Source organism: Stenotrophomonas sp. S4 (genome assembly GCF_054187805.2).
The window spans coordinates 3,144,048-3,170,883 of record NZ_CM196188.1; the positions used below are offsets into that span (position 1 = coordinate 3,144,048).

Sequence of the window (26,836 nt, forward strand, 5' to 3'; positions counted from 1 at the left end):
GCTCAGGCGCTACGGTAGTTGTCGACCATACGATAGCGTTTCGCGTACCAACCGAAGGCCAACGCCGCGACGAAGGCGAAGCCGGCGAAGAAGAACATCAGGAACGCCGCCTCGCTCAGGCCCGTGCCGGCGATCTGGTGGGTCACCGTGTCGTTGCGCACCGCCGCATTGGACAGCAGCACCCACAGGTTGCCGATGGTGGTGGTCAGGTTCCAGAAGCTCATCACCACGCCCTTCATCGCCTGCGGCGCCTGGCTGTAGGCGAACTCCAGGCCGGTGGCCGAGACCAGCACCTCACCGAAGGTCAGCAGCGCGTACGGCAGCATCTGCCAGAAGATCGACATGGCGTTGCCGCCGTCCATCACCACCTGGATGCCACCCACCACGATCCAGGCCAGGCCACTGAAGGCGATGCCGGCGGTCATGCGGCGCAGCGCGGTCGGCTCGAAGCCGAAGCGGCGCAGGGCCGGGTACAGCACCAGGTTGTTGAACGGAATCAGGATCATCACCAGCAGCGGGTTCAGCGCCTGCATCTGCGAGGCGGTGAACCAGCTCGGCATCTGCATCTGCTGGCCCTGCAGGACCCAGGTCGAGGCCTTCTGGTCGAACAGCGAGAAGAACGGCGTGGTCAGCGCGAAGATCACCAGCACGCGCAGTACCGAGCGCACGCCTTCCACGGCTTCGGCCGGATGCTGGCCACGGGCGCGGTCCAGCTGCAGCCAGGTGCCACCACCGATGCCGGCAAGGATGGCCACCAGCGCCAGGCACAGGCAGATCACGATGCCCAGCGAACCGACCAGGCCGAACGAGGCCACCGCCAGCACCAGGCCAAGCACGGCGATCACCAGGCCCGGACGGCCCTGGCCGGCCACGCGCGCGGTCAGCGCGGTGCGCACCACGTTGGCGAACGAGTGCGGATCCTTCGGCGGCAGCGGCACCAGCACGTAGCGCTTGCGGCCCAGCCAGAACACGAAGGTAGCGATGAACATCAGGATACCCGGGATGCCGAACGCCCACTGCGGGCCCCAGTTCTTCAGCACCAGCGGAATCAGCAGCGAGGCGAACAGCGAGCCGAAATTGATGATCCAGTAGAAGGCGTCGAAGACGATCTTGGCCAGGTGCTTGTTGCTCTGGTCGAACTGGTCGCCCATGAACGAGGCCACCAGCGGCTTGATGCCACCGGCGCCGAGCGCGATCAGGCCCAGGCCGAGGAAGAAGCCCTCGCGGCTGTTCTCGAACAGCGCCAGGCACAGGTGGCCGGCGCAGTAGACCAGGCTGAACCAGAGGATGGTGTGGTATTTGCCGAAGAACCTGTCGGCCAGCCAGCCACCGAGCAGCGGGAAGAAATACACGCCGATCATGAAGCTGTGCATGATGTCCTTGGCTTCACCGGCACGGCCTTCTGCAGTGATTTCCTGCAGCAGCAGCGAGGTGATCAGGAACTGCACCAGGATGTTGCGCATCCCGTAGAAACTGAACCGTTCGCAGGCCTCATTGCCGATGATGTACGGAATCTGGCGCGGCATCTTTCCTTGGCCGGCGATGGGGGCGACTGCGTCGTGGCTCATCCTGTAAGGCATTCCTGCAAAGCGAAAGGCGCAAGGTTACCGGAACCGGGGCTTGCGAAGCACGCTGCAGGGCTGCATGACAACGGTGCCAATCCGTGGCAGGCCATCCCGGCCGTGCCGGAAGTCACGGCACCTGCACGACAAAAGCGTAAACTTATCGTTATGCGCCCCCTCGCCCACGCCCGCCTCCTGCTCAGCTGTCTCTTGCTGCTGCTGGCGTTGCAGGCACAGGCCCGCCCGCAGGCGCCGACCGCCGCCGCCAGCGAGAGCGAGCCCCGGCAACTGACCGTGGCCGCGCTGGAACTGCCCAGCCGCGATGACGCGCAATGGAAGCAGCGCCGCGAGCAGGTCGCACAGCTGCTGACCGAGCTGCAACCGGACGTGATCTCGGTGCAGCAGGTGCTGCAGCAGCAGGGCCGCAACCCGGCCTGCTGGCTGGCCAGCCGGCTGCGCTACAGCTGCGACTTCGTTACCGCCGATCCGCCCAGCCAGCCGCTGCGGCATGGCAACGCCATGCTGACCCGGCTGCCGGTCAGCGAGGACGGCGTGACCCTGCTGCATCCTCCCGGCACCTTCAGCGCGGCCGGCATGATGCGGCTGAAGCTGGGCGAGGCGCTGGTCAACATCTATGTGGCGCGGCTGCGTCCGGACCCGGACGAGGCCACCGCCCGCCAGCACCAGACCAGCGACCTGATGACCTGGATCGGCGCCACCGCCGAAGGCATGCCCAGCCTGATTGCCGGCGATTTCTCGGCCAACACGGTGGAACTGGTGCGCAGCACGCCGGGTTTCCAGCCGGCCCGGCGCAATCCCGGCGGCCGCGCCGAAGCGCCGGCCGCCAGTGGGGGTGGCAGCAGCGGCCACGGCCTGGATGTGCTGTTCCAGGTCAAGCACTTCGGCGGCATCCGCCAGCAGCCGATCCTGCTGCCGGCCGACGGCGACCTGCCCGGCCTGCGCCTGGGCGTGTTGGCCACCCTTCGCCTGCAGGGCATCACGGCGACGGCCGAATAGCCCCGCCTTCGGCACCCACCAGGTCCTGCCCGGCGTCCAGACGCTGGCAAACAAAAAAGGCCGGGGTCTCCCCCGGCCTCTTCAGTTCATCCCGCTACCGCGATCAGGCGATCGCTTCCTGGTAACGGCGCTCGACTTCGTTCCAGTCGATGACGTTGAAGAACGCGCCGATGTATTCCGGGCGGCGGTTCTGGTACTTCAGGTAGTACGCGTGTTCCCACACGTCCAGGCCGAGGATGGGGGTGTTGCCTTCCATCAGCGGGCTGTCCTGGTTGCCGGTGCTCTCGACCACGACCTTCTTGTCCGGGGTCACGCTCAGCCACGCCCAGCCGCTGCCGAAACGGGTCAGCGCTGCCTTGGTGAAGGCATCCTTGAACTTGTCGAAGCCGCCCAGGTCCTTGTCGATGGCCTTGGCCACGCCGCCCACCGGGTTGCCGCCGGCATTCGGGGCCATCACGGTCCAGAACAGCGAGTGGTTGGCATGGCCACCACCGTTGTTGCGCACCGGGCCCTGCAGGTTCTCCGGCAGCGACTTGAGCTTCTTCACCAGCTCTTCGACCGGCAGGTCAGCGTACTCGGTGCCTTCCAGCGCCGCGTTGACGTTGTTGATGTAGGTCTGGTGATGCTTGGTGTGATGGATTTCCATCGTCGCCGCATCGATATGCGGTTCCAGCGCGTCGTAGGCGTAGGACAGCTTGGGCAGGGTGTAGGCCATGATGCATCTCCTGATTGCGAGGGCACCCGACGGTGTCGGGCGGTGCGCGGTGAATGATGGGGACAGACCGCCAGATTACCAAGGGGGATGTAAAGGAAATTGCGTCCTGCCAGTGAGCACGACGGCAATTGTTACGCAGCAGTGACGCAGCGCTCTCCTCATGCACCGTGCAGCGCACAGGCGCTACAGTGCGTGCACCACCCTCGCCCGCCCCTGCCCATGCGCAACCCCCGGCTGCTGATCACCGCCATCGCCCTGCTGCTGCTCGGCCTGGTCGCCAACCATTTCCTGCAGCGGCCGCCGGCGCCGCAGTTCGCGCCCGACCTGCAGGGCACGCCCGCCGCACGCGCGCCGGCCACCGCCTCGCCCGGCAAGGACAGCGGACTTCCCGCGTTCCTGCCCGCCGAAGCGCGCGCGACCATCGCCCTGATCCAGCATGGCGGTCCGTTCCCGCACCGCCAGGACGGCAGCACCTTCGGCAACCGCGAGCAGCAACTGCCGCAGCGCGCGCGCGGCTACTACCGCGAATACACCGTCGACACCCCCGGCGCGCGTACCCGTGGCACGCGCCGCATCGTCACCGGCGGCGATCCGCCGGAAGCGTGGTACTACACCGACGACCACTACGCGTCATTCCGCAGCTTCACCGTACCGGCCCAGGGAGCGCAGTGATGAGCCACGATGATTTCGGCCTCGGCCTGCACGACATCAACAATGCCGGCGTCTACGCGATCGACAGCGACGACATCGGCGCACTGGCCGCGGCGATGCGCGATGCCGGCCTGAAGGTGATCCGCATCGATCTGGAGGGCGTCGCGGACAAGCGCACCCTGCTCGCCCGGCTGGCCGCACAGCTGGATTTCCCGGCCGGCTTCGGCGGCAACTGGGATGCGCTGTCGGACAACCTGCGCGACCTGCAATGGCTGCCGGCCAATGGCTACGCGCTTTTCCTGGCCGACGTGGACGCGCTGCGCGCCGGTGCGCAGAAGGACTTCGACACCCTGCTGGACGTGATGGACGAGACCAGCCGCGACTGGGTCGGCCGCGACGTACCGTTCTGGGTGTTCCTGTCGCAGAGCGCGTAAGGGCAACGCCCTGGTAGAGGCCGACCCAGGTCGGCATGGGCGTGTCCCCGCATGGATCATCCACGCATGGCGTGGATCTACCCGGCGCAGCTGGATGCACAGTAGATCCACGCCATGCGTGGATGCGCCGTCCTAGCGGCTCCCGTTGTCTTCCTGCAGCTCTTTCTTGAACGGGATGTCCGGCGGCGGGCGTGCCACGGCCGGCTGGTCCTGCATGTTGGGGTTGGTCAGACCACAGCCGCCACCAGCCTGCAGGATTGAAATGACGCAGGAGATCCTCGTGTTGGTGCCCGGCAATGGAATCTCCATCGCCTTGACGCCCTTGCGCACCCATTCGGCCAGCAGCGATTCCTGCGGCACCCAGTATTTGTCGAACGAGGTCGGTGTGTAGTCGTACGGCGGGCGCTTCAGCCAGGTGCCGGACTGCGCGATGCGCTCCTTGCTCCAGCCGTCATTGGCCCCACCGGGCGCACCGCGCTCGGCGTGGCCACCGCCGTCCTGGCCCGGCACGCGCACGCTGCCATCGGCATTGAACAGGCCGCTGCCCTTGCCGGCAGTGCTGGCCTGGCGGGCGCCACTGCTGGCACCGTCACGGTTGCGGCTGGAAGACCCCCAGTCATCGCCCTTGGCAGGTGTCGCCCAGTTGCCTGGATCGGGTGCCGGGCGCGCTCCCGCGTTTGCGGGTGTGCTGCTGGATGCTGACGGACGCGTGCTGCTGCTCGCCTGCGCCGCGCTGCCCTGGGCCGTAGTTGCAGGGGCCGCCGTGGCACTGCCACTGGAAGATGCCGGTGCTGCCACCGGTGCCGAGGCCACCTCCCGTTCGCGCACCTGCACGTCGCGGCCGGTGGGCGCGCGTACGGCGGGCTCACGTCCGGCCACCGCCGCCATCCGCACCTGCGGATCGGCCACGGCCTGCACTTCACGTTCGCGCACCTGCACGTCCTGCTGCGGCACGCGCACCTGCATTTCCGCGCTGCGCAACGGTTGTGGTGCGACCGGCGCATCGACCGTACTGACTTCGCGTTCGCGCACCTGGATGTCACGCACCTGCGGCGTGCGCACGGCCAGTTCCGGGGTGCGCACCTGGCTTGGCGTCGGCGGCGCCTGCACCGGCTGCACGCTGCGCTCGCGCACAACGGGTGTGCTGTCACGCGGCACGACGCTCACTTCGGTACGTGGCACGCTGACCGGCGGCACCACGAAATCGGTGCTGGCCTGCGCCACTTCGGTGGCCTGGACAGGCGAAGGCGGCGGCGCGGCAACCGGCGCCGGCTCCGCTTCGGCCGGCGGTGGTGGAACGCTGACGGTCGGCGCGGATGCCGGGGATGAGGCGGCGGCTTCGGCAGCAACCGGACGTGGTGCAGGGGCCGTGGCAGCGCCCGCTTCCTGGCCCGTCGCAACCCGACCCGCCGCCGCAGCCGCAGCCGCTTCGGCGCCCGGTTGATCGCCACCGCCTTCCTGGGTGGCGCGGCCGACGAACTCCACCTGCACGCGCTCGCCCTCGGCGCCCTCTTCGTCCGGCGCGGTGGTACGGATCACCGCCACCCACAGCAGCAGCATGAAGAACAGCAGGTGCAGCAGTGCACTGACCAGTGCCGAGGTCCAGCGCATCCAGCGCTGGTCGCGCGGCGCAGCGTCCCAGTCCTGCCAGAACAAACGGCGCAGCGCCTGCCACGGCGACAGCCGCGGCGACTGGCCGGGCGGGCCCGGCAGCGGGCGCGGCAGGAAAACTGCGATCACGTCGCGGGCATGGAACGGCCGCGGCAGCGGCCCCAGCGAGCGCAGCCACAGCGCCCAGCCATAGGGCAGGCGCGTGGTCTTCTCGAGGACGGCGCGGGGCTGCTGGCGCGCCAGCAGCAGGTCAATGAGTTGCTCGGCCCGGGTCAGAGGCACGCGTCAGCGATCAGGCGACGTTGCCGCGCGGAATGTACGGCGCGTGGCCGCTGTCGTGGTCGGTCGCGTCGCGCACGGCGGTCACGCCCGGCACGCGGCCCATCAGGGTCTTTTCGATGCCCTGCTTGAGCGTCACGTCAGCCATGCCGCAGCCCTGGCAGCCACCACCGAAGCGCAGCAGCACCACGCCGTCGGACGAGACTTCCTGCACGGCCACCTTGCCGCCATGCGAGGCCAGCTGCGGATTGACTTCGTTCTCCACCACCCAGTGCACGCGTTCGACCAGCGAGGCGGCGTCACCGGGCGCTTCACCCTTGATGCGCGGCGCCTTGATGGTCAGCTGCTGGGCACCGGCGGTGCCGGCGACGATGTCGATCTCGGCGCCATCGAGCCAGCCAACGCTGCCGGCGTCCACATAGAGGGTGAAACCATCGCAGTCCACCGCCCACTCGTCACCGAGCAGGTCGGTCGGTTCGGCGAATTCCAGCCGGGCATCGGCGCGCGGCGTACCGGGGTCGACCGCGCTCAGGCGCACGCCCATGCCGGGCACGCCCTCGCGTTCGATCAACTTGCGGAAATGGGTCTGGGCAGTGTCGGAGATCTGGATCATCAGGCTATTCTAGCCAAGTAAGCGTCAGCCGCTCATTCGGTTTATACACCGTCCGGCGCATTGTTCAGTCAACACGAGGTGGAGATTCCCATGGCCGACCTGATTCCACTGGCCCAGGCCCGTTGCGTGCCACGCAAAGGCAGCGACCACAAGCTCGGCGAAGCCCGCCTGGCCGAACTGCTGCCGCAGATTCCCGGCTGGGAGCTGAGCGAGGGTGGCCAGGCCCTGTTGCGCACCTTCCGCTTCAAGGATTACTACGCCACCATGGCCTTCGTGAACGCGCTGGCCTGGATTGCCCACCGCGAGGACCACCATCCGGACCTGGGCGTGCACTACGACCGCGCGGTCGTGCGCTTCTCCACCCACGACGTGGGCGGCCTGAGCGAGAACGACTTCATCTGCGCGGCAAAGACTTCGGCCCTGACGGAGCAACTGCCATGAACGTACGCTTGCTGAGCCTGTCCCTGATCGCTGCGACCGGCCTGGCCGGCTGCGGCACGTCCGAACCGCCGGCACCGCCACCGCCGCCGCCGACCGAAGTGGCCGCGGTGAAGACGCCGCCGCCGCAGTATCCGCTGGAACTGGCCTGCATGGGCGTGGGTGGCACCAGCACCTTCAAGGTGACCATCGGCACCGACGGCAAGCCGAGCGAGGTCGCCCTGCTCACCGGCGCCGGCAACCCGCAGCTGGACGAGCTGGCCAAGACCGCCGTGCAGGGCTGGCAGTTCAATGCCGCCACCCGCAACGGCCAGCCGGTGCCGGCCACCATCCAGGTACCGGTCAGCTTCAACCCGCCACAGCCGAAGCCGGACCAGTGCTTCGCCATCGAAGAACGCCTGCGCCGCGGCGGCTGATCGCGCGCACCCCGACGAGGCCAGCCGACGCCCGCCTCGCCCTCGCCGCCCCGGCACTGCCCGGGGCGGTTGTCTGTTGACCAGGACTGCGTCGGTAGATGCTGCAGATTCCCCCCGAAAACATCTGGATCGCGCTGGCGGTCACCCTTGCGGCCGGCCTCGCCACCGCGATCGGCAGCCTGCTGGTGCTGTTCTCGCGCCGGCCCAATCCGCGCCTGCTGGCCTTTGGCCTGGCCTTCGCCGGCGGCGCGATGGTGTATGTGTCGCTGTCGGAGATCCTCAACAAGTCCATTGCGTCGTTCGCCCTGGCCTATGGCGAGCGCACCGGCTTCACCTACGGCACCCTGGCCTTCCTGCTGGGCGTGATCGTGATCGTGCTGATCGACCACTTCATTCCCAACCCGCATGACAGCCTGGACAAGCAGGACCCGGCATTCCGCGAGAACAGCCGCGAGTACCTGAAGCGCGTCGCCCTGCTGACCTCGATCGCAATCACCGCGCACAATTTCCCGGAAGGGCTGGCAACCTTCTTCGCGACGCTGGAGAGCCCGTCGGTGGGCATGCCGCTGGCCTTCGCCATCGCCATCCACAACATCCCCGAGGGCATCGCCATTGCGGTGCCGGTGTACTTCGCCACCCAGAACAAGTTCTACGCGTTCAGCGCCAGTCTGCTGTCGGGCCTGGCCGAACCGGTAGGCGCGGCGCTGGGCTACTGGCTGCTGTCCGGATCGCTGTCGCACGCCACGTTCGGCTGGGTGTTCGGGCTGATCGCTGGCGTGATGGTGTTCCTGGCGCTGGACGAGCTGCTGCCGGCGGCCAAGCGCTATGCGAAGGGCCACGAGACGGTTTATGGACTGGTCGCAGGCATGGGCACGCTGGCGATCAGCCTGGTGCTGTTCAAGTGGTGAGGGGCCCAGAGGGGCGCATCCACGCATGGCGTGGATCTACCCAGACAAGACAACGACCGGGCATGCCCCGGAGCTACCCGGTCATTGTCAGCGCAGACGATCCAGCGCCTCGACCAGCTCGTCGGCCAGCGGCGCGTTCAGCACGTACGGGCTCTTGCCGTCGTCCAGCGCGAACTCCAGCGAGGCCGCGTGCAGGAACAGGCGCTTCAGCCCGATCTGCTCACGAAGCCGCTTGTTGACCGCAGGATCGCCGTATTTGTCGTCACCGGCCACCGGATGCCCCAGGTGCTGGGCATGCACGCGGATCTGGTGGGTACGGCCGGTCTCGATGCGCACCTCGCAGTAGGAATGACCACCGCGACGCTCCAGCACCCGGAAGTGGCTGATCGATTCCTTGCCGATCGCATTGACCTGCACATGGCGCTCGCCGCCCTGGCGCAGGCCCACGTGCAGCGGCGCGTCGACCGTCATCACACCGTCGGGCATGCGCCCGGCCAGCAGGGTCAGGTAGCGCTTGCGGATGCCGGCGCCATGGTCTTCACGTAGCAGCGCCTGTAGCTCGCTCAGCGCCGAGCGCTTCTTGGCGACGATCAGCAGACCCGACGTGTCGCGATCCAACCGGTGGACCAGCTCCAGGGTCTGGCCCGGGCGCAGGGCACGCAGGGTTTCGATGGCACCGAAACTGATGCCGCTGCCGCCGTGGCTGGCCACGCCGGTCGGCTTGTTCAGGGCCAGCAGGCGGGCATCCTCGAAGACGATGGCCTGCTCCAGGCGGCGCATGAACGCCTCCGGCGGACCGGCCTTGTCTCCCTCTTCGGTGAGACGAACCGGCGGCACACGCACCTCATCACCCGCCTCCAGCTTGCGTTCGGCCTTGGCGCGGCCACCATTCACCCGTACCTGGCCGCTGCGCACCAGCTTGTAGACCAGGCTGCGCGGGGCCCCCTTCAGCTGGCCGAGCAGGAAGTTGTCCAGGCGCTGGCCGGCGCGGTCGGCGGGAACGGTGATCATGCGCACGGAAGGCTTGTCGCCAGCGGGTTTGGTGGGGTCTTGGGCAGTCATCAGGCTGTTTATTCTGTTACACTCGGGGGGCGAGATAAGGGATTGATTTCGTTGGAAGTTACTCAGGGCCAGAAGCCCAGCTTCCGACGAATCCGGCACAGTGCGCGACCACCGCCCGCGGGGCGGCCATGTTAGCGGCTCACCGGCCTTCCCGGCCATCGCCGGATGCCTGACACGCAACCGTGCTGAACATGTCCCGCGTGGCGCTCCAGCCTGGCTGACAGCTGCCTGCGGCCTGTAACACCCCAAAACCCATAAGAGTGAAGCGCTCCCGCGGCCTGCCGTGGTGTCGTAGCGCTGGAAACCCAAGCCGCCCTCCCCGCGCTTGCGCGAATGGGCGGCGAACCGTGTCCAGAGGCGAAACCCCATGGCGTTCCGCGCGGTAGCCGCTTGCGAGGAACGCAACAATGAAGCGAATGCTGATCAACGCCACGCAGGCTGAAGAGCTGCGTGTTGCCATCGTGGATGGCCAGTCGTTGTATGACATCGACATCGAACAGCCGTCGAAGGAACAGAAGAAGTCCAACATCTACAAGGGCCGGATCTTCCGCATCGAGCCCTCGCTGGAAGCCGCCTTCGTCGAGTACGGCGGTGGCCGCCATGGCTTCCTGCCGCTGAAGGAAATCTCCCGCGACTACTTCCAGGCCGGTGTCGACCACAACAAGGCCGGCATCCGCGAGCTGCTGAAGGAAGGCCAGGAGATCGTCGTCCAGGTGGACAAGGAAGAGCGTGGCAACAAGGGCGCCGCCCTGACCACGTTCATCTCGCTGGCCGGCCGCTACATGGTGCTGATGCCGAACTCGCCCAGCGCCGGCGGTGTCTCCCGTCGCATCGAGGGCGAAGACCGGGCCGCGCTGAAGGACGCCCTGGACAAGCTGAACATCCCCGACGACATGGGCGTGATCATCCGTACCGCCGGCGTCGGCCGCGATGCGGAAGAGCTGCAGTGGGACCTGGACTACCTGCTCAACGTCTGGCGCGCCATCGCCGAAGCCGCGTTGAGCAAGCCGGCCCCGTTCCTGATCTACCAGGAATCGCGCCTGATCGTGCGCGCCCTGCGTGACTACCTGCGCGCCGACATCGGCGAGATCCTGGTGGACACCGAGGAGATGTACGAGCACGCCCGCGAGTTCATGCAGCAGGTGATGCCGCAGACCCTGCGCAAGCTCAAGCACTACAAGGACGACATCCCGCTGTTCAACCGCTTCCAGATCGAATCGCAGATCGAAGGTGCCTACGAGCGCAACGTGCGCCTGCCGTCGGGCGGCTCGATCGTGGTCGACCAGACCGAAGCGCTGACCGCGGTCGACGTGAACTCCTCGCGCGCCACCAAGGGCAGCGACATCGAGGACACCGCGTTCCAGACCAACCTGGAAGCGGCCGAGGAAGTGGCCCGCCAGCTGCGCCTGCGCGACCTGGGCGGCCTGGTGGTGATCGACTTCATCGACATGGCCTCCAACAAGCACCAGCGCGAAGTCGAGAACCGCCTCGCCAACGCGCTGAAGTACGACCGTGCCCGCGTCCAGGTCGGCCGCATCTCGCGCTTCGGTCTGCTGGAAATGAGCCGCCAGCGCCTGCGCCCGAGCCTGGGTGAATCCAGCCAGATCGTCTGCCCGCGCTGCGACGGCCACGGCCGCATGCGCAGCGTCGAGTCGCTGTCGCTGTCGATCATCCGCGTTGCCGAAGAGCATGCGATGAAGGAGAACACCGGGCAGGTGCTGGTGCAGGCCCCGGTGGAGATCGCCAATTACCTGCTGAACGAAAAGCGCAGCGCCCTGCGCGAGATCGAACAGCGCCACGAGGCGCCGATCGTGATCGTCGCCGACGAGCAGCTGCACACCCCGCACTACAACGTGACCCGCCTGCGCGAGAACGAGCTGGGTGAAGACAGCAACAAGCCGAGCTACCAGCGTGGCACCCCGCGCAAGCTGCCGGTGCACGCCCTGACCAAGGGCCAGCTGAACATCCCGCCGCCGGCCGTGACCCAGGTCAAGCACACTGCACCGGCCCCGGTGCGTGCCGAAGCCGAACCGGTGACCGCTCCGGCCCCGGCACCGGTCGCCGCTGCCCCGGCACCGGCCGCCAGTGGTGGCGTGGTCGGCTGGCTGAAGCGCATCTTCGGTGGCGAGCCGGCTCCGGCCCCCGCTCCGGCCCCGGCAGCCCGCCAGCCGCAGCAGGATGGCGGCCGCAAGGACCGCAACAAGGATCGCAACAAGGATCGCAAGGACCGTCGCGACGACAGCCGTGGCAACGGCGGCAACGGCAATGCCCAGCAGCAGAAGGACGGCGGCAACCGCAAGGACCGTGGTGAGCAGCGCAAGGACGGTCGCCAGGGCGGCAACAACGGCAATGCCCAGCAGCAGCCGCAGCAGGGCAAGCAGAAGGAACCGCAGCAGAAGGACGGCCAGCAGCCGCAGCAGCAGAACAAGCCGCGCAACGAGCAGCAGGGCCAGAACCAGCAGCAGCCGAAGCTGAAGCAGCCCAAGCAGCCGCGCCAGCAGCAGGACGGTGACAAGCCGGCCGAGAAGCCGCAGCGCAGCGCCGCCGAGGCACCGGCCGAGGCCGTGACCGCGGCTGCCGCCGTGGCCGCCACGGCGGTCGCCGCCAACGTGGTGACCGCTCAGGAAGCGACCGCGCCGGTGGCGCCGGTTGCACCGTTGGCTGCCGCTTCGCCTGAGGCCGCCGCACCGGCCGACACCACTGCCAACGCCGGCAACGAGGCCGAGGCGATTGCCGTGACCGGTGAAGAGGCTGCCCTCGACGCCAACGGCGAGCAGGCCGGTGAAGGCGCGACCCGCCGCCGCCGTGGCCGTCGTGGTGGCCGTCGCCGTCGTCGCGGTGGCGCCGAGAACGCTGTCGGCAACGACGGCCTGGGCGATGACCAGGACGACGGTGACGAAGGCGATGACAATGACAGCGCCGACCAGGCTGCCGACACTGCCGCCGAGGCCGCTCCGGCCGCCGCCGCGCCGCCGTCGCGCTCGCAGCCGGAGTTCGATTTCGATGACGAAGTCGAGCCGGTGGCCGTGGAAGCTGAAAAGCCCGTCCGTGCACCGGTCGCTGTTGCCGCTGCCGCCCCGGTGGTTGCCGTGAGCAGCGCCGTGGTCGAAGCAGTCGCTCCGCAGGAAGCGGCGGCCCCGGCACCGGTCATCAAGGCCGAGCCGGCCCCGCAGCCGGTGCAGACCAGCATGCTGGACCAGATCGACGCTGCAACCCCGGCCCAGCCGGAAGCACCGGTCGCTCCGGCGGCTGAAGCCAAGCCGGTGGTCGAAGAGGCCGCCGTAGTGGCCGCGCCGGCACCGGTGGTCGTCGAAGCCGCTCCGGTGGTGGAAGTGGCTCCGGTCGTCGAAGCCAAGCCGGTGATTGCTGAAGCCGCCCCGGTGGTTGAAGCCGCTCCGGTCGTGGCCGATGTCGCTCCGGTGGTGGAAGCGAAGCCGGTCATCGAGGCCGCCCCGGTGGTCGAAACCGCACCGGTCGTCGAGCAGCCGGCAGCGCCGGTGGCCGTCGAAGCCGCGCCGATCGAAGCTGCCGCACCGGTGGCCGAAGCCGTGGTGACGCCGTCGATCGATCCGGTTGCCGATGGCCATGCCGATTCGGCCAGCCAGGCCGCGGATGCCCAGGCATCGGACGAAGACGAAGAAGCCGCCAAGCGCACGCCACCGGCGAACTGATCGTTCTTTGATCGGGTAGAACGAAACGGCGGGGATCGATGATCCCCGCCGTTTTTGTTTGTGCGGACAGCGCGTGCAGCGCTCTGGTAGAGGCCAACCTTGATTGGCGCCGTTGATTCAATGCACGTGGACACGCCCGTGCCAACCAAGGTTGGCACCTACCAGAGCATGAGGCCCCGCAGCGTCAGCGCGCCGGGGCGAACTGCAGGCGGGTCCAGACCCCGTAATGATCCGACGCCCAGCGACCGCTGTCATCGGGCTGGTCGAACAGAAGCTTCGCTTCGCGCGCGACCATCCGGTCCTGCTGGAAGAAGATGTGGTCGATGCGCGAGGGCGCCTGGTAATAGTGCCGGTTCAAGGTGCTGACGCCGGCCAGGTCGGTGTTGACGTGCACGCTGCCGTAGCTGTCGCCGTAATGGCTGCGCAGCTCGCTCAGGTCGCCTGCGTCCACCAGCGCGTTGAAGTCGCCGGCGATCACGACCGGCGCGCCGGCCGAGGTAGCGGTGATGAAGCGCAGCAGGTCCTCGACCTGGCTGCGACGAATGCGCTGACCACTCTCGTCGTTGCGCTCGTTGAGATGCGTGGCGTAGACGTTCACCGGCGTGCCGTCGACGTCGATGCGCAGGTGGGCCACCGTGCGGTAATCATTCAATGGCTGCAGCAGATAATCTCCCTGGGCGAGGATCGGCCGCCGGGTCAGCAACGCATTGCCGTAGCGCTTCGGTGCGCCCACCGGATCGGTGGACACGAACACGTACTTGTAGCCGAGCTGGCTGGCCAGCCATTGCGCCTGGTTGCGCACGTTGCGACGCTGGATCACCTCCTGCAGGGCAACCGCATCCGGCTGCAGGCGCTTGAGCTCGGCCAGGATGGTGCGGCGCCGGCTCGGCCAGTCTTCGCGGTCATGATGCAGGTTGAAGGTCACCATGCTCATGCCTGGCGCGCTGGCGACGTCGGACGCCGCGGTCGTGGCAGCCGGTTCGGCCGCCATCATCACGCCCGGCAATGCCAATGCAATGGCCAGCCCCAGGGCGCGCACCGTCGCGCGCACCCCTGCCCCCTGTTGCTTCATCGTTACTGCCCCTTGCGTTCGGCGCGGCGCACCGCGCTCGGTACGTCGATCTCGACCCGCGCCGGCAGCTGGTGCACGTGCAGTTCCTTGTTGACCCACTTGGCCGCTTCGCCGTTGATGGTCGCCTCGCCCGGATCGCCCGCATACGGCCACGGCAGCACCACGCCACCGACCGGTGGCACCAGGCCCGGCTTCACCTCCAGCACCAGCTGCTTGTCGCTGCGCTGCAGGCGGTAGTTGAGCTGGCCCTGCGGCGTGCGCAGGCCCTGCACGGCGATGCCCTCGCCCTGAAGCCAGGCGGTCGGAATGCCGGCGGCAAGCACCAGTGCATCGTCCATGTCTCGGCTGTAGGCGAACATGTCCAAGGCCGAGCGCACGAAGTCCGAGGCCACCCAGGCATGCGGCAGGTCACCGACGAAGAACGGCTTGCGTGGCGTGCGCGAAACCACTTCGGCCCACTGGTTCCAGGCCTGCGGCGCACGGTCCTTGAAGAAGAACTCGGTCGCCTGCCAGGCGCGATCACGCCAGCCCAGGCGGACGAAGGCGGCCACGTTGCGCCACTCATAGGGCGTGTAGTCCTTCCACTCGCGCTTGCCATCGCGACGGGCCACGAACTCCTTCCAGTAGCGCTCGAAGGTGGCATCGAGCGCCTGCTGCGGAAGGCGACCCTGTTCACCGCCCGGGGCCAGCGCGATGGTGGTCGACGTCGCATCGAAATCGCCCAGCTCGGCCGAGCCTGGCAGGTAATCGATGTTGTGCTGCTGCATCGCCGACAGCAGCGAAGCCTGCAGGTCATCACGGAACTGGTCACGCGATTCGGCGATCTGCATCGCCTCGACCTTGCCCAGCTGGGCCGCCAGCGATGCCGCGTCCTTGTAGCCGCGCAACGCCCAGAAATTATCCCAGTACGAATGCATCGGCTTGGCCGAATAGCCTTCGTGGCTGATCGAGGCCGGCATCATCCCGTAGAACGCCGGATTGCGCGCACGATTCTCGTCCGTGCGCTCGCTGGCGCGCAGCTGCTCCATGTAGCTGTAGGCGCCCTGCACATGCGGCCACATTAGCTCGGCGAAGGTGCTGTCACCGGTATAACGCCCATACTCGGCAATGCTGTAGATCAGCTCGCCATGGCTGTCGTTCTCCGGCACCGGGTCGCTGCCACGTGCATCGACACAGCACGGCACCTTGCCGTTCTCGAACTGGTACGGCGCATACCAGTTGATGTAGTCACGCACGGCATCGCTGCGCCCCATGCGCAGCAGGCCCTCGGAAATCATCGCGCCATCGCGGATCCAGCTGCGCGCGTACGAGCGCGTGCCCGGCTGCAGGCGTGGGCCAACCCGCGAGATCAGCATGTGCGCCACTGCGGTGCGCAGGGTGTCGACCAGTGCCTGGCCCGCAGCCGGCACCTGCAACGAGACCACGCCCAGCTTCTGCCGCCACTGCTCGGCCACCTGCGCCTGCGCCTTGGCCACGTCCAGCGCCTGTGGCGCCCAGCCGCCGGTCTGCGGCAGCACCACCGCCACTTCGCGGCTCTGGCCGGGTTCCAGCTTGATCGTATACAGCAGCGCGCCGGACGCCATGCCGGTGCTGTCCTTCACCGCCGTGCTGGCCGGGTACTTTCCGGACGCCAGATGCATCGCATCGAGCTTGCCATCGAACGTGCTGGCGAAGCGGGCATCCGGCACCTGCAGCGGGTAGATGCGCGGCTCGCCGTTGATGCGCACCAGCTGTTCGCCCACATCCAGCGCATCGATGCGGCTGAAGCCGCCAACGGTGTTGAGGAACTGGGTCGGCGGGTTGACCTGCCACGGGCGGATCGCAAGCGCCAGGGTGTATTCGTGCGCCACCTTGTCCGGATTGCTCAGCCGGTAGCGGCCGATCAGCTGCGCGCGCTCCGGCGTGCCCTGCACGAAGCTGGTCACCGCCAGGCCGGCCTTCTCGTGCACCCAGTCGACGTTGGCGATCGGCAGGTAGTGATCCTGCAGCGACTGGGTGATGGCCACCTTCGACCAGTCCAGCAGCTTGCCGTCGAGGCGGATGAACGGCTCGATGCTGAAGCTGCCCTTGGCCGGCTCCAGCGCGCCATCCTCGCTGATCAGCGCCTGTTCCTGGCCGCCATCGAGGCCGAGCAGGGTCCAGTACGGCTGTTCGCCCACATAGGCACGCGGCAACGACCCGCGCGGCAGATCGGCCGCCACCGAAGACAGGAACGCATTCGGCGTGGCGGCGAAGGCCAGCGGCTTGAGCGCGATGTCACGGATGCCGTAGCGCCAGTTCGGGCCATCGAGCAGGTCGAAGCGCACGTAGCGTGCATCGGTATCCGGCAGTGCCAGCCAGTCACGACCGCCCGCGCCGCCGGTCACCTCGCGCACAGTGCGCCAGTCCCGGCCATCCTCGGAGGTCCGCACGGTGTAACGGTTGGCTTCCAGGTTCGGCAGCCAGTCGATCACCGCACCACCGATCTCGCGGCTCTTGTGCAGATCCAGGCTGATGGTCTGCTGCTTGACCCCGCCACTGATCCAGAACGTGTCGCCCTTGCCATCGATCATGCGGTCCTGCAGCGCGGTGGCGGTGTCGGCGATCACCGATGGCACCAGCGCCGAATCATCCTGCGGCGGCAGGCCCTGCAGGGTCAGCTTGTCGAAGCACACCGTGCCGCGGCCACCGACCTTGCTGTAGATCGTGAACTCGACCGCGGCGCTGCGTGCCATCTCCTTCTCGGGCGACGGCCCCCACGCCTTGTCGATCTGGCGACGCCGGTACTCGACCGGCGTCCACGCCTTGGGGAAGCTGTAGCCCGGGCGGTTGACCCACCAGACGTTGTCGCCGCTGGCGTCGATCAGCTTGAACTGCAGGTCGTTGGCCGGCGAATCACCGCGCAGCTGGAAGCCGAAACGGTAGTTGACCGGGTACTCGATGTTCAGCGCGCGGCGGATGCCGACGTAGCCGGAGACCTTGTGGAAATCGTAGTCCAGGCACAGCGCGCGGCCACCGCCGGCGCCGCTGACCGGCCGCAGCGAACCACTGACCTGGTCGGACAGCACCAGTTTCCAGGCGCCGATATCGTCGAAGTCGTCCAGCACTTTCGTCGCCGGCAGTGCCGGTGGTGCGGCGATCGCCAGGGAGGTCCACAACAGTCCCAGTCCAACGGCGATCGCTCGCTTCATCCCTTGACGCTCCCCAGCAACAGACCTTGGATGTAGTACCGCTGCAGCACCAGGAACAGCGCCAGCACCGGAACCACGGTGACCACCGCGCCGGCCATCATCATTTCCACGTCCATGATGTGTTCGCGCGAGAGGGTGGCCAGCGCCACCGGCAAAGTGTAGTGCTCCTGATCGGTCAACACGATCAGCGGCCACATGAAATCGTTCCATGCGCCCATGAAGGTGAAGATCGCCAGGGTCACCAGCACCGGCTTGAGCATCGGCAGCACGATCTGGAAGAAGATGCGCAGCTCCCCTGCCCCGTCGATGCGGGCCGCTTCAAGCAGTTCATCCGGGATCGAACGCGCGTACTGGCGTACCAGGAAGATGCCGAACACGCTGGCCAGCGCCGGCACGATCACGCCACCGAAGCTGTTGACCAGCCCCAGCTGCTTCATCAGCAGGAACAGCGGCAGCATCGCCACCTGCGCCGGAATCACCAGCGCCGCCATCAGTACCTGGAACAGGCGCTCGCGGCCGACGAAATTCAGCTTGGCGAACGCATAACCGGCCATGGTGTTGAGCAGCAACGAACCGATCGTGATGCCCAGCGACACCAGCAGGCTGTTGGCGAAGTTGCCGCCCATGCCGGTGCGCGCGAACAGCTCATGGTAGTTGTGCGTGGTGATGCTCGACGGCAGCAGCGGCGGCGGGAAATGACTGGCCTCGCCCTGCGGCATGAACGAGACCGAGAGCATCCACAGCAGCGGTGCCAGGCTGACCAGGGCCAGCACCAGCAACGCACCATTGATCATCCACGGGTACCAGCGCGACTGGCCGATTTCACGACTCATACCAACTGCCTCTTGCGGCCGAAACGCAGCATCACGGTGGTCACCGCCAGGATGATCAGGAACAGCAGGAACGCCACGGCGGAGGCGCGTCCCAGGTTCCACCACTTGAAGCCTTCCTCGAACATGAAATACAGCACGCTGACGGTGCTCTGCAGTGGGTCGCCGCGGGTCATCACGTAGGGTTCGGCGAACAGCTGGAAGTAGCCGGACACGGTAATCACGCCGACCACCAGCAGCACCGGGCCGAGCATCGGCAGGGTGATGTGCAGGAACTGCTTCCAGCGCGAGGCGCCGTCGATGCGCGCCGCTTCGTACAGGTCATGCGGGATCGCCTGCAGGCCGGCCAGGAAGATCACCATGTTGTAGCCGAAGTTCTTCCACACCGCGAACAGCATGATGGTCGGCATCGCCCAGTTGGGATCACCCAGCCAGTCGATCGGGCTGATGCCCAGATGGCCCAGGCCGTAGTTCACCAGGCCATAGCTGGTATGGAACAGGTAGCGCCAGATCACCGCCACCGCCACCAGCGTGGTCACCACCGGTGCGAACAGGGCCGTGCGGAACAGGGCCTTGAAGCGCGCGGCCGGCGCATTGAGCAGCATCGCCGCGCCCAGCGACACGCCGATCGACAACGGCACGCCGATCAGCACGAAGTAGGTGGTGTTCCACAGCGACTTCCAGAACATCGGCGTCTGCAGCAGGTCGATGTAGTTGCCCAGGCCGACGAAGCGCAGGTTGCTGCTGTCGGCCAGCGCATAGAGGTCGAAGTCGGTCACGCTCAGCGCGAGCGCCGAAGCGACCGGCAGGCCGAAGAACACGCCCAGCACGATCAGCGAGGGGCCAGCGAAGATCCAGCCGGCCAGCGAAGTACGTTTCATTGCGCGCTCCCGGCGGCCACGGCGCTGCTCGATTGCGGCGACGGCGCGCGCTCCTGCAGGCGTTGTTGTTCATGCATCCAGCGGCGCTTGGCCAGCACCTTGTCCACGCGCTGGTCCAGCTCTTCCACGGCCTTGTCCTGCGCCAGGCCACCACGCACCACCTTCTCGGTGACGATGCGCATTTCCTGCACGATGCGTTCCCATTCGAGCACCTTCGGCGTCGGCCTGACCCGCTCCAGCTGATCACGGAACGCGGCTGCCAGCGGATCATTGGCCAGCGACGGCGCGTTCCAGGCACTGCGGCGCGGCGGCAGGTCGCCGATGATGGAATGGAAGCGCGCCTGGATCTCCGGCCGCGACAGGAATTCGATCAGCTTCCAGGACGCCTCCTTCTGCTGCGACTTGCGGAAGATCACCAGGCTGGTGCCACCAGCGATGCCCGCGCCCGGGCCGTCCGGCCCCGGCAGCGCGGCGGTGCCCCACTGCCCTTCCAGTTCCTTCGGCTGCAGTTTCTTGAACTCGCGGATGTTCCAGGGGCCGGAGATGTAGAACACGTTGAAGCCGCGGAAGAATTCGTCCCAGACGTTGGAGATCTGCGTTTCGGACATCTTCGGCGCCCAGCCCTGCTCGAACATGTTGGCGTAGAAGGCCAGCGTGCGGCGGAACCCCGGGCTGGCGAAATTGCCGCGGGTGTCGTCGTCGCGCAGCAGCGGATCGGGCTGCTGCAGGGCCAGCGACAGCTGCTGCTCGAATTCGTTGATCGGCATCAGCACCGCATAGCGGTTCGGGCCCTGCATGCGCTTGATCGCCGCCATCTGCTCCTCCCATTCCTGCCACGTACGCGGCGGGTGGTCGTAGCCGGCCTTGGCCAGCAGGTCCTTGCGGTAGTAGATCAGGCGCGTATCGACATACCACGGCACGCCGACCAGCTCGCCGTGGATCACGTTGGTATCCCAGATGCCCTGGAAGTAGTCCTTCGGGTCGACCACGGCGGAGCGCTGCACGAACGGCTGCAGCGGGGTCAGCGCGTCGAGTTCGGCGAACTCCGGCACCCAGGTGTTGCCCAGCTGGCACACGTCCGGCAGGCCGTCGGCGGCGAACGCGGTCAGCAGCTTCTCGTGCGCGGCGGTCCACGGGATGTTCTGCACATCCACCTTGATGCCCGGGTTTTCGGACTCGAATTCGTGGATCAGTTCGCTGACCACCTCGGCTTCGCGGCCCATCGCCCAGAAGCGCACGGTGGTGGTGCCCGGTTCGGTACGGGCGCAGCCGGCCACGGCCAGTGCGGCCAGGGCAGGCAGCGCCCAGCGGCGCAGGCGGTCGATCCAGTTCGGCATCGGGTTACTTGCCCTGGCCTGTGGTGCGGTTGGCATTGTTCTTCTGTTCCTGCGCGGCAGCCGCGCGTGATTCGGCGATACCCACCGCGCGTGCCGCCGCGGCCTTTTCGTCCTTCTGCAGTTCCAGCGGCTGGAACGAGCCTTCCGGCGCCAGCCAGCCACCGCTGAACCCGGCCCGCTCCAGGCCCTTGCGGATGTACGGGTTCTTCTTCATCACTTCCCAGACGAAGTCATCGCGGTAGTTGGCGATCATGGTCAGGATCGGCCCCTGGTCGATGGCGATGTAGTCGCTGGCGACCCAGCCGCGATCCGGAACCAGGCGCCCGGTCTTGATCGGGATGTCGTAGTTGAAGCTGGGGTTGAACGAATCCAGGAAGCCGTAGCTGGAATAGATGTAATCGCCAAAGCGCTTGTGCATCTCCAGCGTGGCCGGGATCACCTGCTCGGGGGCGAACACCACCGAGGCGATCGCGGCGGTAGGGGCAATGGTGCCGTCATCGAAGTTCTCGCGCAGGCCAGCGCCGCGCGAAGAGTAGTGGCGGAACTGGCGCTGCTCGCCACGGTAGTCCTGCGTGGTGTTCTGCGGACCATCGCTGGCGGTCAGGCCCCACACGTTCTCGCCATACTCCTTCCATTGCATCGGGTTGGCGATGGCGTACTCGCGCTGGGCCAGCGCGGCCGAGCGGCTGTTGAGGAAATAGGTGCTGCCGCGCTCGCGCATGTACGCGTCCTGGATGTCGCGGAAGTCGATCCAGACGTGGCTGTACTGGTGGCCGAACAGCGGGCCGAAGGACAGGTATTCCTGCCCCTGGTAGACGCCCCAGTCGTTGTCGTAGGTACGCGTCCACACCGTCCACGCATCCGGGCTGACCGGGTGCGTCGGCGAGCCCAGGGCGAGGATGTAGACCATCATCGCCTCGTTGTAGCCCATCCAGTCATGGTCGATGAAACCGCTCTCCGGGAACCAGCCCATCGAGATCAGCGGTGCACGCTGCTGCAGCCACGGCCAGTCGACCTTCTTGTACAACGTATCGGCGATCTGGCGGATTTCCTTCTCGCGCGGATCGTCACCGTCGTAGTAAGACTGCGCGAACAGCACGCCCATCATCAGCAGCGCGGTATCCACCGAGGACAGCTCGACCCAGCTGTCGTAGCGACGGCCTTCCTGCATGTCCAGGAAGTGGTAGTAGAAGCCCTTGTAACCGGCCTTGCCGGTGCGCTGCGGGCCCATCGGCACGTCGCGGAAGAACTTCAGCGTGGTCAGTGTGCGGTCGATCGCCTGGTTGCGGCTGACCCAGCCGTTCTCGATGCCGATCGGATAGGCGGTCAGCGCGAAGCCGACCGAGGCGATGCTGGCGAACGGCCGCGACGGATAGCGGTCCGGGGTCAGCCCATTGATCTCGTTGGTGGTATCCCAGAAGAACTGGAAGGTGCGGCGCTCGATGTCATCGAACAGCGGCGGCAGCTCCGGCTTCATCGGCCGCGGCGGTGCGTCGGCCTCGATCAGGATCACCGGCGGGCGAGGCTTGGCAGGCTCCTGCTGGGCCGGCTGGCAGGCAGCAACGGCCAGGCTCAACGCCGCGGCGGACAACAGATGGCGTGCCTGCATGGCGCGATTCCTCCGGTGGTCTGATCGATGGGAAAGCATAACGTCCAATGATCTGAAATCGTTTACAAGGTGCGTCCTGAAAAAACCACGAAAAACGTGGTTTGACACCGCGATCATTGCCCACGCCGCTGCCCCCTGCCCGGCAGCGGCGTGGGCAATGGACCGGCGCGGGGCCGGCCATTGCCGTTTTCACGCGCCCGATGCCGCCGGCGGACCGGCGGCATCGGGGTACTGCATCAGGCGGCTCCGCTTAGAAGCGGAAGCCCACCTCCGCCTTGACCTGGCGCGGCGTGCCGACGATGTCGCCGGTCTCGTTGTAGCTCGCGGTCAACTTGCCGTTCTTGTAGTAGTTGTAGTTCGAGAAGTTGTCGAAATTGAACACGTTGATGATGTCGATACGGGCATACAGCTCGGTATCACCCGGCATCTTGAACGTCTTCGTGGCCTGCAGGTCGACCGAGCGGTAACCGAAGATCTTGCCACCCAGCAGGAACCGGCCGTTGCCACCCGGAACCGCCGCCATCGGGGTCGGCAGATCGAAGCCGTTGGCCTGCGGCACACCGTACCAGTCGTTGATCGCAGTCGGGGTAGCCAGGGTGATCTTGCCGCCGAAGGTGATGCCCCAGAAGCCCGCGTACGAACCGGTCACCACCAGGCGGTGGCGCGGTGCGCCGTTGGAGCGGATGGTCGGGTAGTCACCGATCACGCCACGATCGAATGCGTAGTGCTCGTTGATGTCACGGTTGTGGCGGGCGGTGGTCCAGGTATAGGCGATCGAGGTGCCCCAACCGCTTTCCTGGGTGAACGGCTTCTGCGCCGACAGCAGGATCTGGGTCGCACGGGTCTTGATGCCCTGCTGGCCGATGATCAGGCTGCCGAAGCCCGGCACGTTGCAGCTCCAGGCCTGGCTCAGGCCGGCTTCGGTGCCGCCGCACAGGCGCGGGTCATCGAAGAAATTGCCGGTCGGGTAACGGTTGCCCAGGGTGAAGGCGAAGCCATCGTAGGTGAGCGTGCGCGAAATGGTGGCGTCGGTCAGCCAGTCGCCGATCTGGTTGCTCATGCCCAGGCTGAACTGGTCAGCATAGGGAACCTTCAGGTTGTTGTTCAGCAGGTCGACTTCCAGGCCGGCATTGCTGGTCGAACCGACCAGGCTCTGCAGGTTGCCGATGCCGTTGAGCAGGTTCGGGTTCCAGTCATAGCACGCGGCGTTGCCCTGGAAGCACTGGCCGGTGGCCGGATTGCGGAAGTAGATGGTCGGCTGCGGCAGGGCCAGCTTGGTGGTTTCCAGCTGCAGGTAGTCGAACAGGTCGCGGTCGTAGGAACGGCCGGCACCGCCGTGGATCACGTGCTGCTCGTCGGCGTTGATGTCATACGAGAAGCCCAGGCGCGGCTGCCAGGCATTCTTGAACGCCTTGCGGTTGTGGCCGTTGCTGATGTAGTCGTTGATATTCAGACCGCTCAACGCCAGCGTATCGGCGTAGCTCTGGCCAGCGGCGGCACGCGGATCCTGCGCGAACAGCGCATTGACCACTTCCGGCGGCGTCACGAAGTCCAGGTAGGACGGGTTCTTCTCGTAGTCCCAACGCAGGCCGAGGTTCAGCTGCAGGTGGTCGTTGACCTGCCAGTCGTCCTGGATGAACAGCCCGATCTGCTTCACCTTCGAGCGCACTTCACCGGACACGCCGGACACGCCGGTGACCGGCTTCACGAACTGTGCCTTGTACGGGATGCTGTCCGGGAAGGCCGGATTGTCGATGGTGTAGTAGAACTGCGGATTGATCTGCGCCGCGTCGGAAGCGTACAGATCGATCTGCTTGTACTTGGCACCCATCTTGATGGTGTGGTCACCCGCCCACTCGATGCCGTCCAGGGTCAGGTTGTCTTCGATCGACCAACCCTTCTGGCCCTTCACCTGCGACGACATCGCCGACGAGCCGCCGATCGAGACAATGGCGCGCTCCTCGCTCTTGCCGTCCGGTGCGGTGTAGTTGAAACCGTTACCCATGCTCAGCGGCTTGGGGTTGTTGAACGAATCCTCGTGGGTGACCATCAGCTCGTTGTAGTAACGCTCACCGCTGTGGTTCCAGCGCAGCGCGTAACGACGGTCAGTGTTCTTGGTTTCCTTGCCGTGCATCGGCGCGGTCTGGTCCGAGAACTGCTGCTGGGTTTCGTCACGATCCTGGAAGGTCAGCTCCAGGCGGTCGTTGTCGGTCGGCTCGAAGTCGACCTTGGCGAAAATCAGGTCCTGCTGGAACGGCTGGCTGGCCGGGCCCAGGCCGGCCTGCGCATCGGCCGGAACGCGGTCGGCCTTGCTGGTCACCGCGCCATGCGGGGCGATGGTCACCGGCAGGTCGAAGCGCTTGGCCTCATAGGTGACGAAGAAATGGGCCTTGTCCTGGATGATCGGACCACCCAGGGCGAAGCCGTATTCCTTCTCGGCCGAATCTTCCTTGCCCTTGCCCGGCTGGCGCTCGGCCGGGGTCATCGCGCGCATGCTGTCGTTGGTGTAACGGTAGAAGGTTTCACCCTTGAACTCGTTGGTACCCGACTTGGTCGCCGCGGTGACTGCAGCACTGGACACCTGGCCATACTCGGCCTTGTAGTTGCCGGTGATGACCTTGTACTCGCCGATGGCCAGCTGCGGGAACGGGTTGCCGGCGCTGCCGGACTGACCGGCCACGCCGCCTCCCTTGACGTAGCTCTTCTGGCCCACGCCGTCGATGTAGACGTTGGTACCGTCAGAGTTGGTGGCGCCGCCGCGCAGCGAAGTGTTGCCCTTGGCGTCGCGGGTGAAGATCATGCCCGGCACCGCGTCGGCGAACTCCAGGAAGTTGCGCGAGACCTGCGGGGTGGTCTGGATCTGCTGCAGGCTGACGGTCTTGCCGACTTCGGAGGTCCGCACTTCCTGCAGCAGGGTCGGCGCGACGACGTTGACGGTGTCCAGGTTGGTGGCCGCGGTCGCACCCGGGGTGCTGCTGGCCGCGCCGGCGAAGTTCAGGGTCGCGGTCGAGGCCACGGTGACGGTGACTTTCTGCGACTGGCCGTTGGCGACCACGTCATAGGTGCCCGGGTCCAGGCCCATCAGCGAGTAGCTGCCATCGGCACGGACGGTGCCGCGACGGACGGTGCCGGTGGCCACGTTGGTGGCGGTGACTTCGGCGCCGGCCTGGGCGCCGGAAACCTGGCCGCGCAGGCTGGCATTGGCCGACTGCGCCATGACGTTCGGAGCAGCAGCCAGCATCAGGCAGCTGACCAGCGCGGTGCTCAGCAGCCGGCGTGCCGGCGTGCGGAAGGTGGTATGCATCATCAACTCAATCTCCGGGTGGCGGTAACCGCTTGCGCGGTCCCTGCGATCAATCAAAAAAGAAGGAACGCCTCTGGCTTCAACGGCCCGATGGCGGAGTGGTGGAATCGCGAACTATCAAGCGGGGAACCAGGGTCTGCTTGTCCCCTGTCCCATCCGTGGAGGTGCCGTCCATCAACTGCAGCAGGCGCGTCATGGCCCGGTCGCCGAGCTCGGCGATGCTGACCTGCATGGTGGTCAGCGACGGGTGGACGAAACGCGCCAGTGGAATGTCATCGAAACCCGCCAGGGCCACATCGGCCGGGACACGGACCCCTGCCTGCGTGAACGCATACAGGCAGCCAAGGGCCATCATGTCGTTGGCGGCGAACACGGCATCGGGCAGCGCTCCGGCTGCCAGCAACTCCTGACCGGCGCGATGGCCGGAAGCTTCGTCGAAATCACCGGGCAGCTCGATGCCCTCGGCGCCACTGCCAAACGCCACCAGCGCGTCACGGAAGCCGCGCAGGCGCTCGCGCGCGTCGAAGTTGAGGTCCGGGCCAGAAATGAAGGCAATGCGGCGATGGCCGGCGTCCAGCAGGTGGCGGGTCATCGCCATCGCACCGGCGTGGTCGTCGATGCTCAGCACCGGATGGTCCTGCCCGGGCAGATAGGTGTTGATCAACACCGTCGGCAACGACTGCGGCAGGTTGTCGGTCAGGAAGCCCGGGCTCTCGGCATAGGGCGAGAGCACCAGCAGGCCATCGACGCGGCCGCGCATGGCACGCAGGGCCGCGCCCTGCTGTTCCTGGTCACCGTGGTAGCTGGACACCAGCAGGTGCTGGCGGCGGTTGCGGGCCACCCCGTCGATGCCGCGCATCAGTTCGGAGAAGAATTCGCCGTACAGGTCAGGCAGCACCACGCCCACCGTATTGGTGCGGCGGCTGCTCAGGCTGCGGGCGGCGGCGTGCGGGGTGTAACGCAGCCGTGCGGCCACCTCCAGCACGAGCTGGCGGACCGGTTCGGCGACATTTTCATGCCCGTTGAGCGCGCGGGAAACCGTGGCCACGGAGACCCGGGCTTCGCGTGCGACGTCTTTGATTGTGATAGCTGCCTTGTTCACGAAGCCGCCCTCCACGGCTTGGACCTACCAGCATTGGCGCGGAATGTAAGCGTTTCCATCTGGGCTTGTAAACAGTCCGTTAGGCGAATGTCCCGAAATGGACATGAAAATCTGTCCGTGGCGAGGCCCGTGCGGACCGGCCAGGACAGTGCGG

General features: G+C 66.7%; 20 protein-coding genes. 7 read left to right on the forward strand and 13 right to left on the reverse strand.

Annotated elements, in window-relative coordinates; all coding sequences use genetic code 11:
• Positions 1-2: 2 nt before the first annotated feature.
• Positions 3-1,568 carry a POT-type proton-dependent oligopeptide transporter gene (locus ACUZUJ_RS14795; protein WP_014037808.1) on the reverse strand — a complete coding sequence of 522 codons (1,566 nt, stop codon included), beginning with the start codon at positions 1,566-1,568 and terminating at the stop codon, positions 3-5.
• 162 nt (positions 1,569-1,730) lie between these two features.
• Here ACUZUJ_RS14795 and ACUZUJ_RS14800 point away from each other — a divergent pair, with 162 nt between their 5' ends.
• Positions 1,731-2,579 carry an endonuclease/exonuclease/phosphatase family protein gene (locus ACUZUJ_RS14800; protein WP_101765796.1) on the forward strand — a complete coding sequence of 283 codons (849 nt, stop codon included), beginning with the start codon at positions 1,731-1,733 and terminating at the stop codon, positions 2,577-2,579.
• 103 nt (positions 2,580-2,682) lie between these two features.
• Here ACUZUJ_RS14800 and ACUZUJ_RS14805 read toward each other — a convergent pair whose 3' ends face one another.
• The gene (locus ACUZUJ_RS14805; RefSeq protein WP_101765797.1) at positions 2,683-3,294 is read right to left on the reverse strand and encodes a superoxide dismutase; all 612 of its coding nucleotides are present in this window, start codon (positions 3,292-3,294) and stop codon (positions 2,683-2,685) included.
• A 219-nt stretch (positions 3,295-3,513) separates the two neighbouring features.
• Between ACUZUJ_RS14805 and ACUZUJ_RS14810 the strand changes: the two genes are divergently transcribed.
• Both ACUZUJ_RS14810 and ACUZUJ_RS14815 read left to right on the forward strand, forming a co-directional pair.
• A complete protein-coding gene (locus ACUZUJ_RS14810; RefSeq protein WP_458219952.1) occupies positions 3,514-3,966 on the forward strand; it encodes a guanyl-specific ribonuclease in 453 nt (150 codons plus the stop codon).
• Complete coding sequence (locus ACUZUJ_RS14815; RefSeq protein ID WP_053495370.1) at positions 3,966-4,379, forward strand: barstar family protein; 414 nt, start codon at positions 3,966-3,968, stop codon at positions 4,377-4,379. The genes ACUZUJ_RS14810 and ACUZUJ_RS14815 overlap by 1 nt, the downstream gene beginning before the upstream one ends.
• A gap of 132 nt (positions 4,380-4,511) precedes the next feature.
• On the opposite strand, the gene ACUZUJ_RS14820 is transcribed toward ACUZUJ_RS14815, so the two are convergent.
• Positions 4,512-6,272 (reverse strand): hypothetical protein, encoded by a 1,761-nt coding sequence (locus ACUZUJ_RS14820; protein WP_458219953.1) that lies wholly within the window; start codon positions 6,270-6,272, stop codon positions 4,512-4,514.
• Between the two features lie 10 nt (positions 6,273-6,282).
• Entirely contained in the window at positions 6,283-6,882 is a 600-nt protein-coding gene (locus tag ACUZUJ_RS14825) for an NfuA family Fe-S biogenesis protein (RefSeq protein ID WP_014037813.1), read from the reverse strand.
• A 90-nt stretch (positions 6,883-6,972) separates the two neighbouring features.
• Between ACUZUJ_RS14825 and ACUZUJ_RS14830 the strand changes: the two genes are divergently transcribed.
• The 3 genes from ACUZUJ_RS14830 (at position 6,973) to zupT (ending at position 8,644) form a co-directional block, all read left to right on the forward strand.
• Positions 6,973-7,323, forward strand: a complete 351-nt coding sequence (locus ACUZUJ_RS14830; protein WP_100440645.1) for a 4a-hydroxytetrahydrobiopterin dehydratase — start codon at positions 6,973-6,975, stop codon at positions 7,321-7,323.
• Complete coding sequence (locus tag ACUZUJ_RS14835) at positions 7,320-7,736, forward strand: energy transducer TonB (RefSeq protein WP_014037814.1); 417 nt, start codon at positions 7,320-7,322, stop codon at positions 7,734-7,736. The genes ACUZUJ_RS14830 and ACUZUJ_RS14835 overlap by 4 nt, the downstream gene beginning before the upstream one ends.
• A 98-nt stretch (positions 7,737-7,834) precedes the next feature.
• Entirely contained in the window at positions 7,835-8,644 is an 810-nt protein-coding gene (gene zupT / locus ACUZUJ_RS14840; protein WP_014037815.1) for a zinc transporter ZupT, read from the forward strand.
• An 87-nt stretch (positions 8,645-8,731) separates the two neighbouring features.
• On the opposite strand, the gene ACUZUJ_RS14845 is transcribed toward zupT, so the two are convergent.
• Positions 8,732-9,706 (reverse strand): RluA family pseudouridine synthase, encoded by a 975-nt coding sequence (locus ACUZUJ_RS14845; protein WP_049401092.1) that lies wholly within the window; start codon positions 9,704-9,706, stop codon positions 8,732-8,734.
• 407 nt (positions 9,707-10,113) lie between these two features.
• Here ACUZUJ_RS14845 and ACUZUJ_RS14850 point away from each other — a divergent pair, with 407 nt between their 5' ends.
• On the forward strand, positions 10,114-13,377 hold the full coding sequence (locus ACUZUJ_RS14850) for an Rne/Rng family ribonuclease (RefSeq protein ID WP_119006525.1): 3,264 nt from the start codon (positions 10,114-10,116) through the stop codon (positions 13,375-13,377).
• Between the two features lie 184 nt (positions 13,378-13,561).
• Here ACUZUJ_RS14850 and ACUZUJ_RS14855 read toward each other — a convergent pair whose 3' ends face one another.
• The 8 genes from ACUZUJ_RS14855 to ACUZUJ_RS14890 form a co-directional block, all read right to left on the reverse strand.
• Positions 13,562-14,449 (reverse strand): endonuclease/exonuclease/phosphatase family protein, encoded by an 888-nt coding sequence (locus tag ACUZUJ_RS14855; protein WP_101765800.1) that lies wholly within the window; start codon positions 14,447-14,449, stop codon positions 13,562-13,564.
• Between the two features lie 2 nt (positions 14,450-14,451).
• A complete protein-coding gene (locus tag ACUZUJ_RS14860; protein WP_458219954.1) occupies positions 14,452-17,619 on the reverse strand; it encodes a discoidin domain-containing protein in 3,168 nt (1,055 codons plus the stop codon).
• Positions 17,616-18,452 (reverse strand): carbohydrate ABC transporter permease, encoded by an 837-nt coding sequence (locus ACUZUJ_RS14865; RefSeq protein ID WP_008264935.1) that lies wholly within the window; start codon positions 18,450-18,452, stop codon positions 17,616-17,618. Before ACUZUJ_RS14865 ends, ACUZUJ_RS14860 begins: the two co-directional genes overlap by 4 nt.
• Positions 18,449-19,330 (reverse strand): carbohydrate ABC transporter permease, encoded by an 882-nt coding sequence (locus ACUZUJ_RS14870; protein ID WP_005410323.1) that lies wholly within the window; start codon positions 19,328-19,330, stop codon positions 18,449-18,451. Before ACUZUJ_RS14870 ends, ACUZUJ_RS14865 begins: the two co-directional genes overlap by 4 nt.
• On the reverse strand, positions 19,327-20,667 hold the full coding sequence (locus ACUZUJ_RS14875; RefSeq protein WP_458219955.1) for a sugar ABC transporter substrate-binding protein: 1,341 nt from the start codon (positions 20,665-20,667) through the stop codon (positions 19,327-19,329). The genes ACUZUJ_RS14870 and ACUZUJ_RS14875 overlap by 4 nt, the downstream gene beginning before the upstream one ends.
• Before the next feature lie 4 nt (positions 20,668-20,671).
• Entirely contained in the window at positions 20,672-22,276 is a 1,605-nt protein-coding gene (locus ACUZUJ_RS14880) for a glucoamylase family protein (RefSeq protein ID WP_049442664.1), read from the reverse strand.
• 250 nt (positions 22,277-22,526) lie between these two features.
• The gene (locus tag ACUZUJ_RS14885) at positions 22,527-25,583 is read right to left on the reverse strand and encodes a TonB-dependent receptor (RefSeq protein ID WP_049442663.1); all 3,057 of its coding nucleotides are present in this window, start codon (positions 25,581-25,583) and stop codon (positions 22,527-22,529) included.
• A 76-nt stretch (positions 25,584-25,659) separates the two neighbouring features.
• Positions 25,660-26,697: a LacI family DNA-binding transcriptional regulator gene (locus tag ACUZUJ_RS14890; protein WP_042358849.1), complete on the reverse strand. Its 1,038-nt coding sequence runs from the start codon at positions 26,695-26,697 to the stop codon at positions 25,660-25,662.
• Positions 26,698-26,836: the final 139 nt, after the last annotated feature.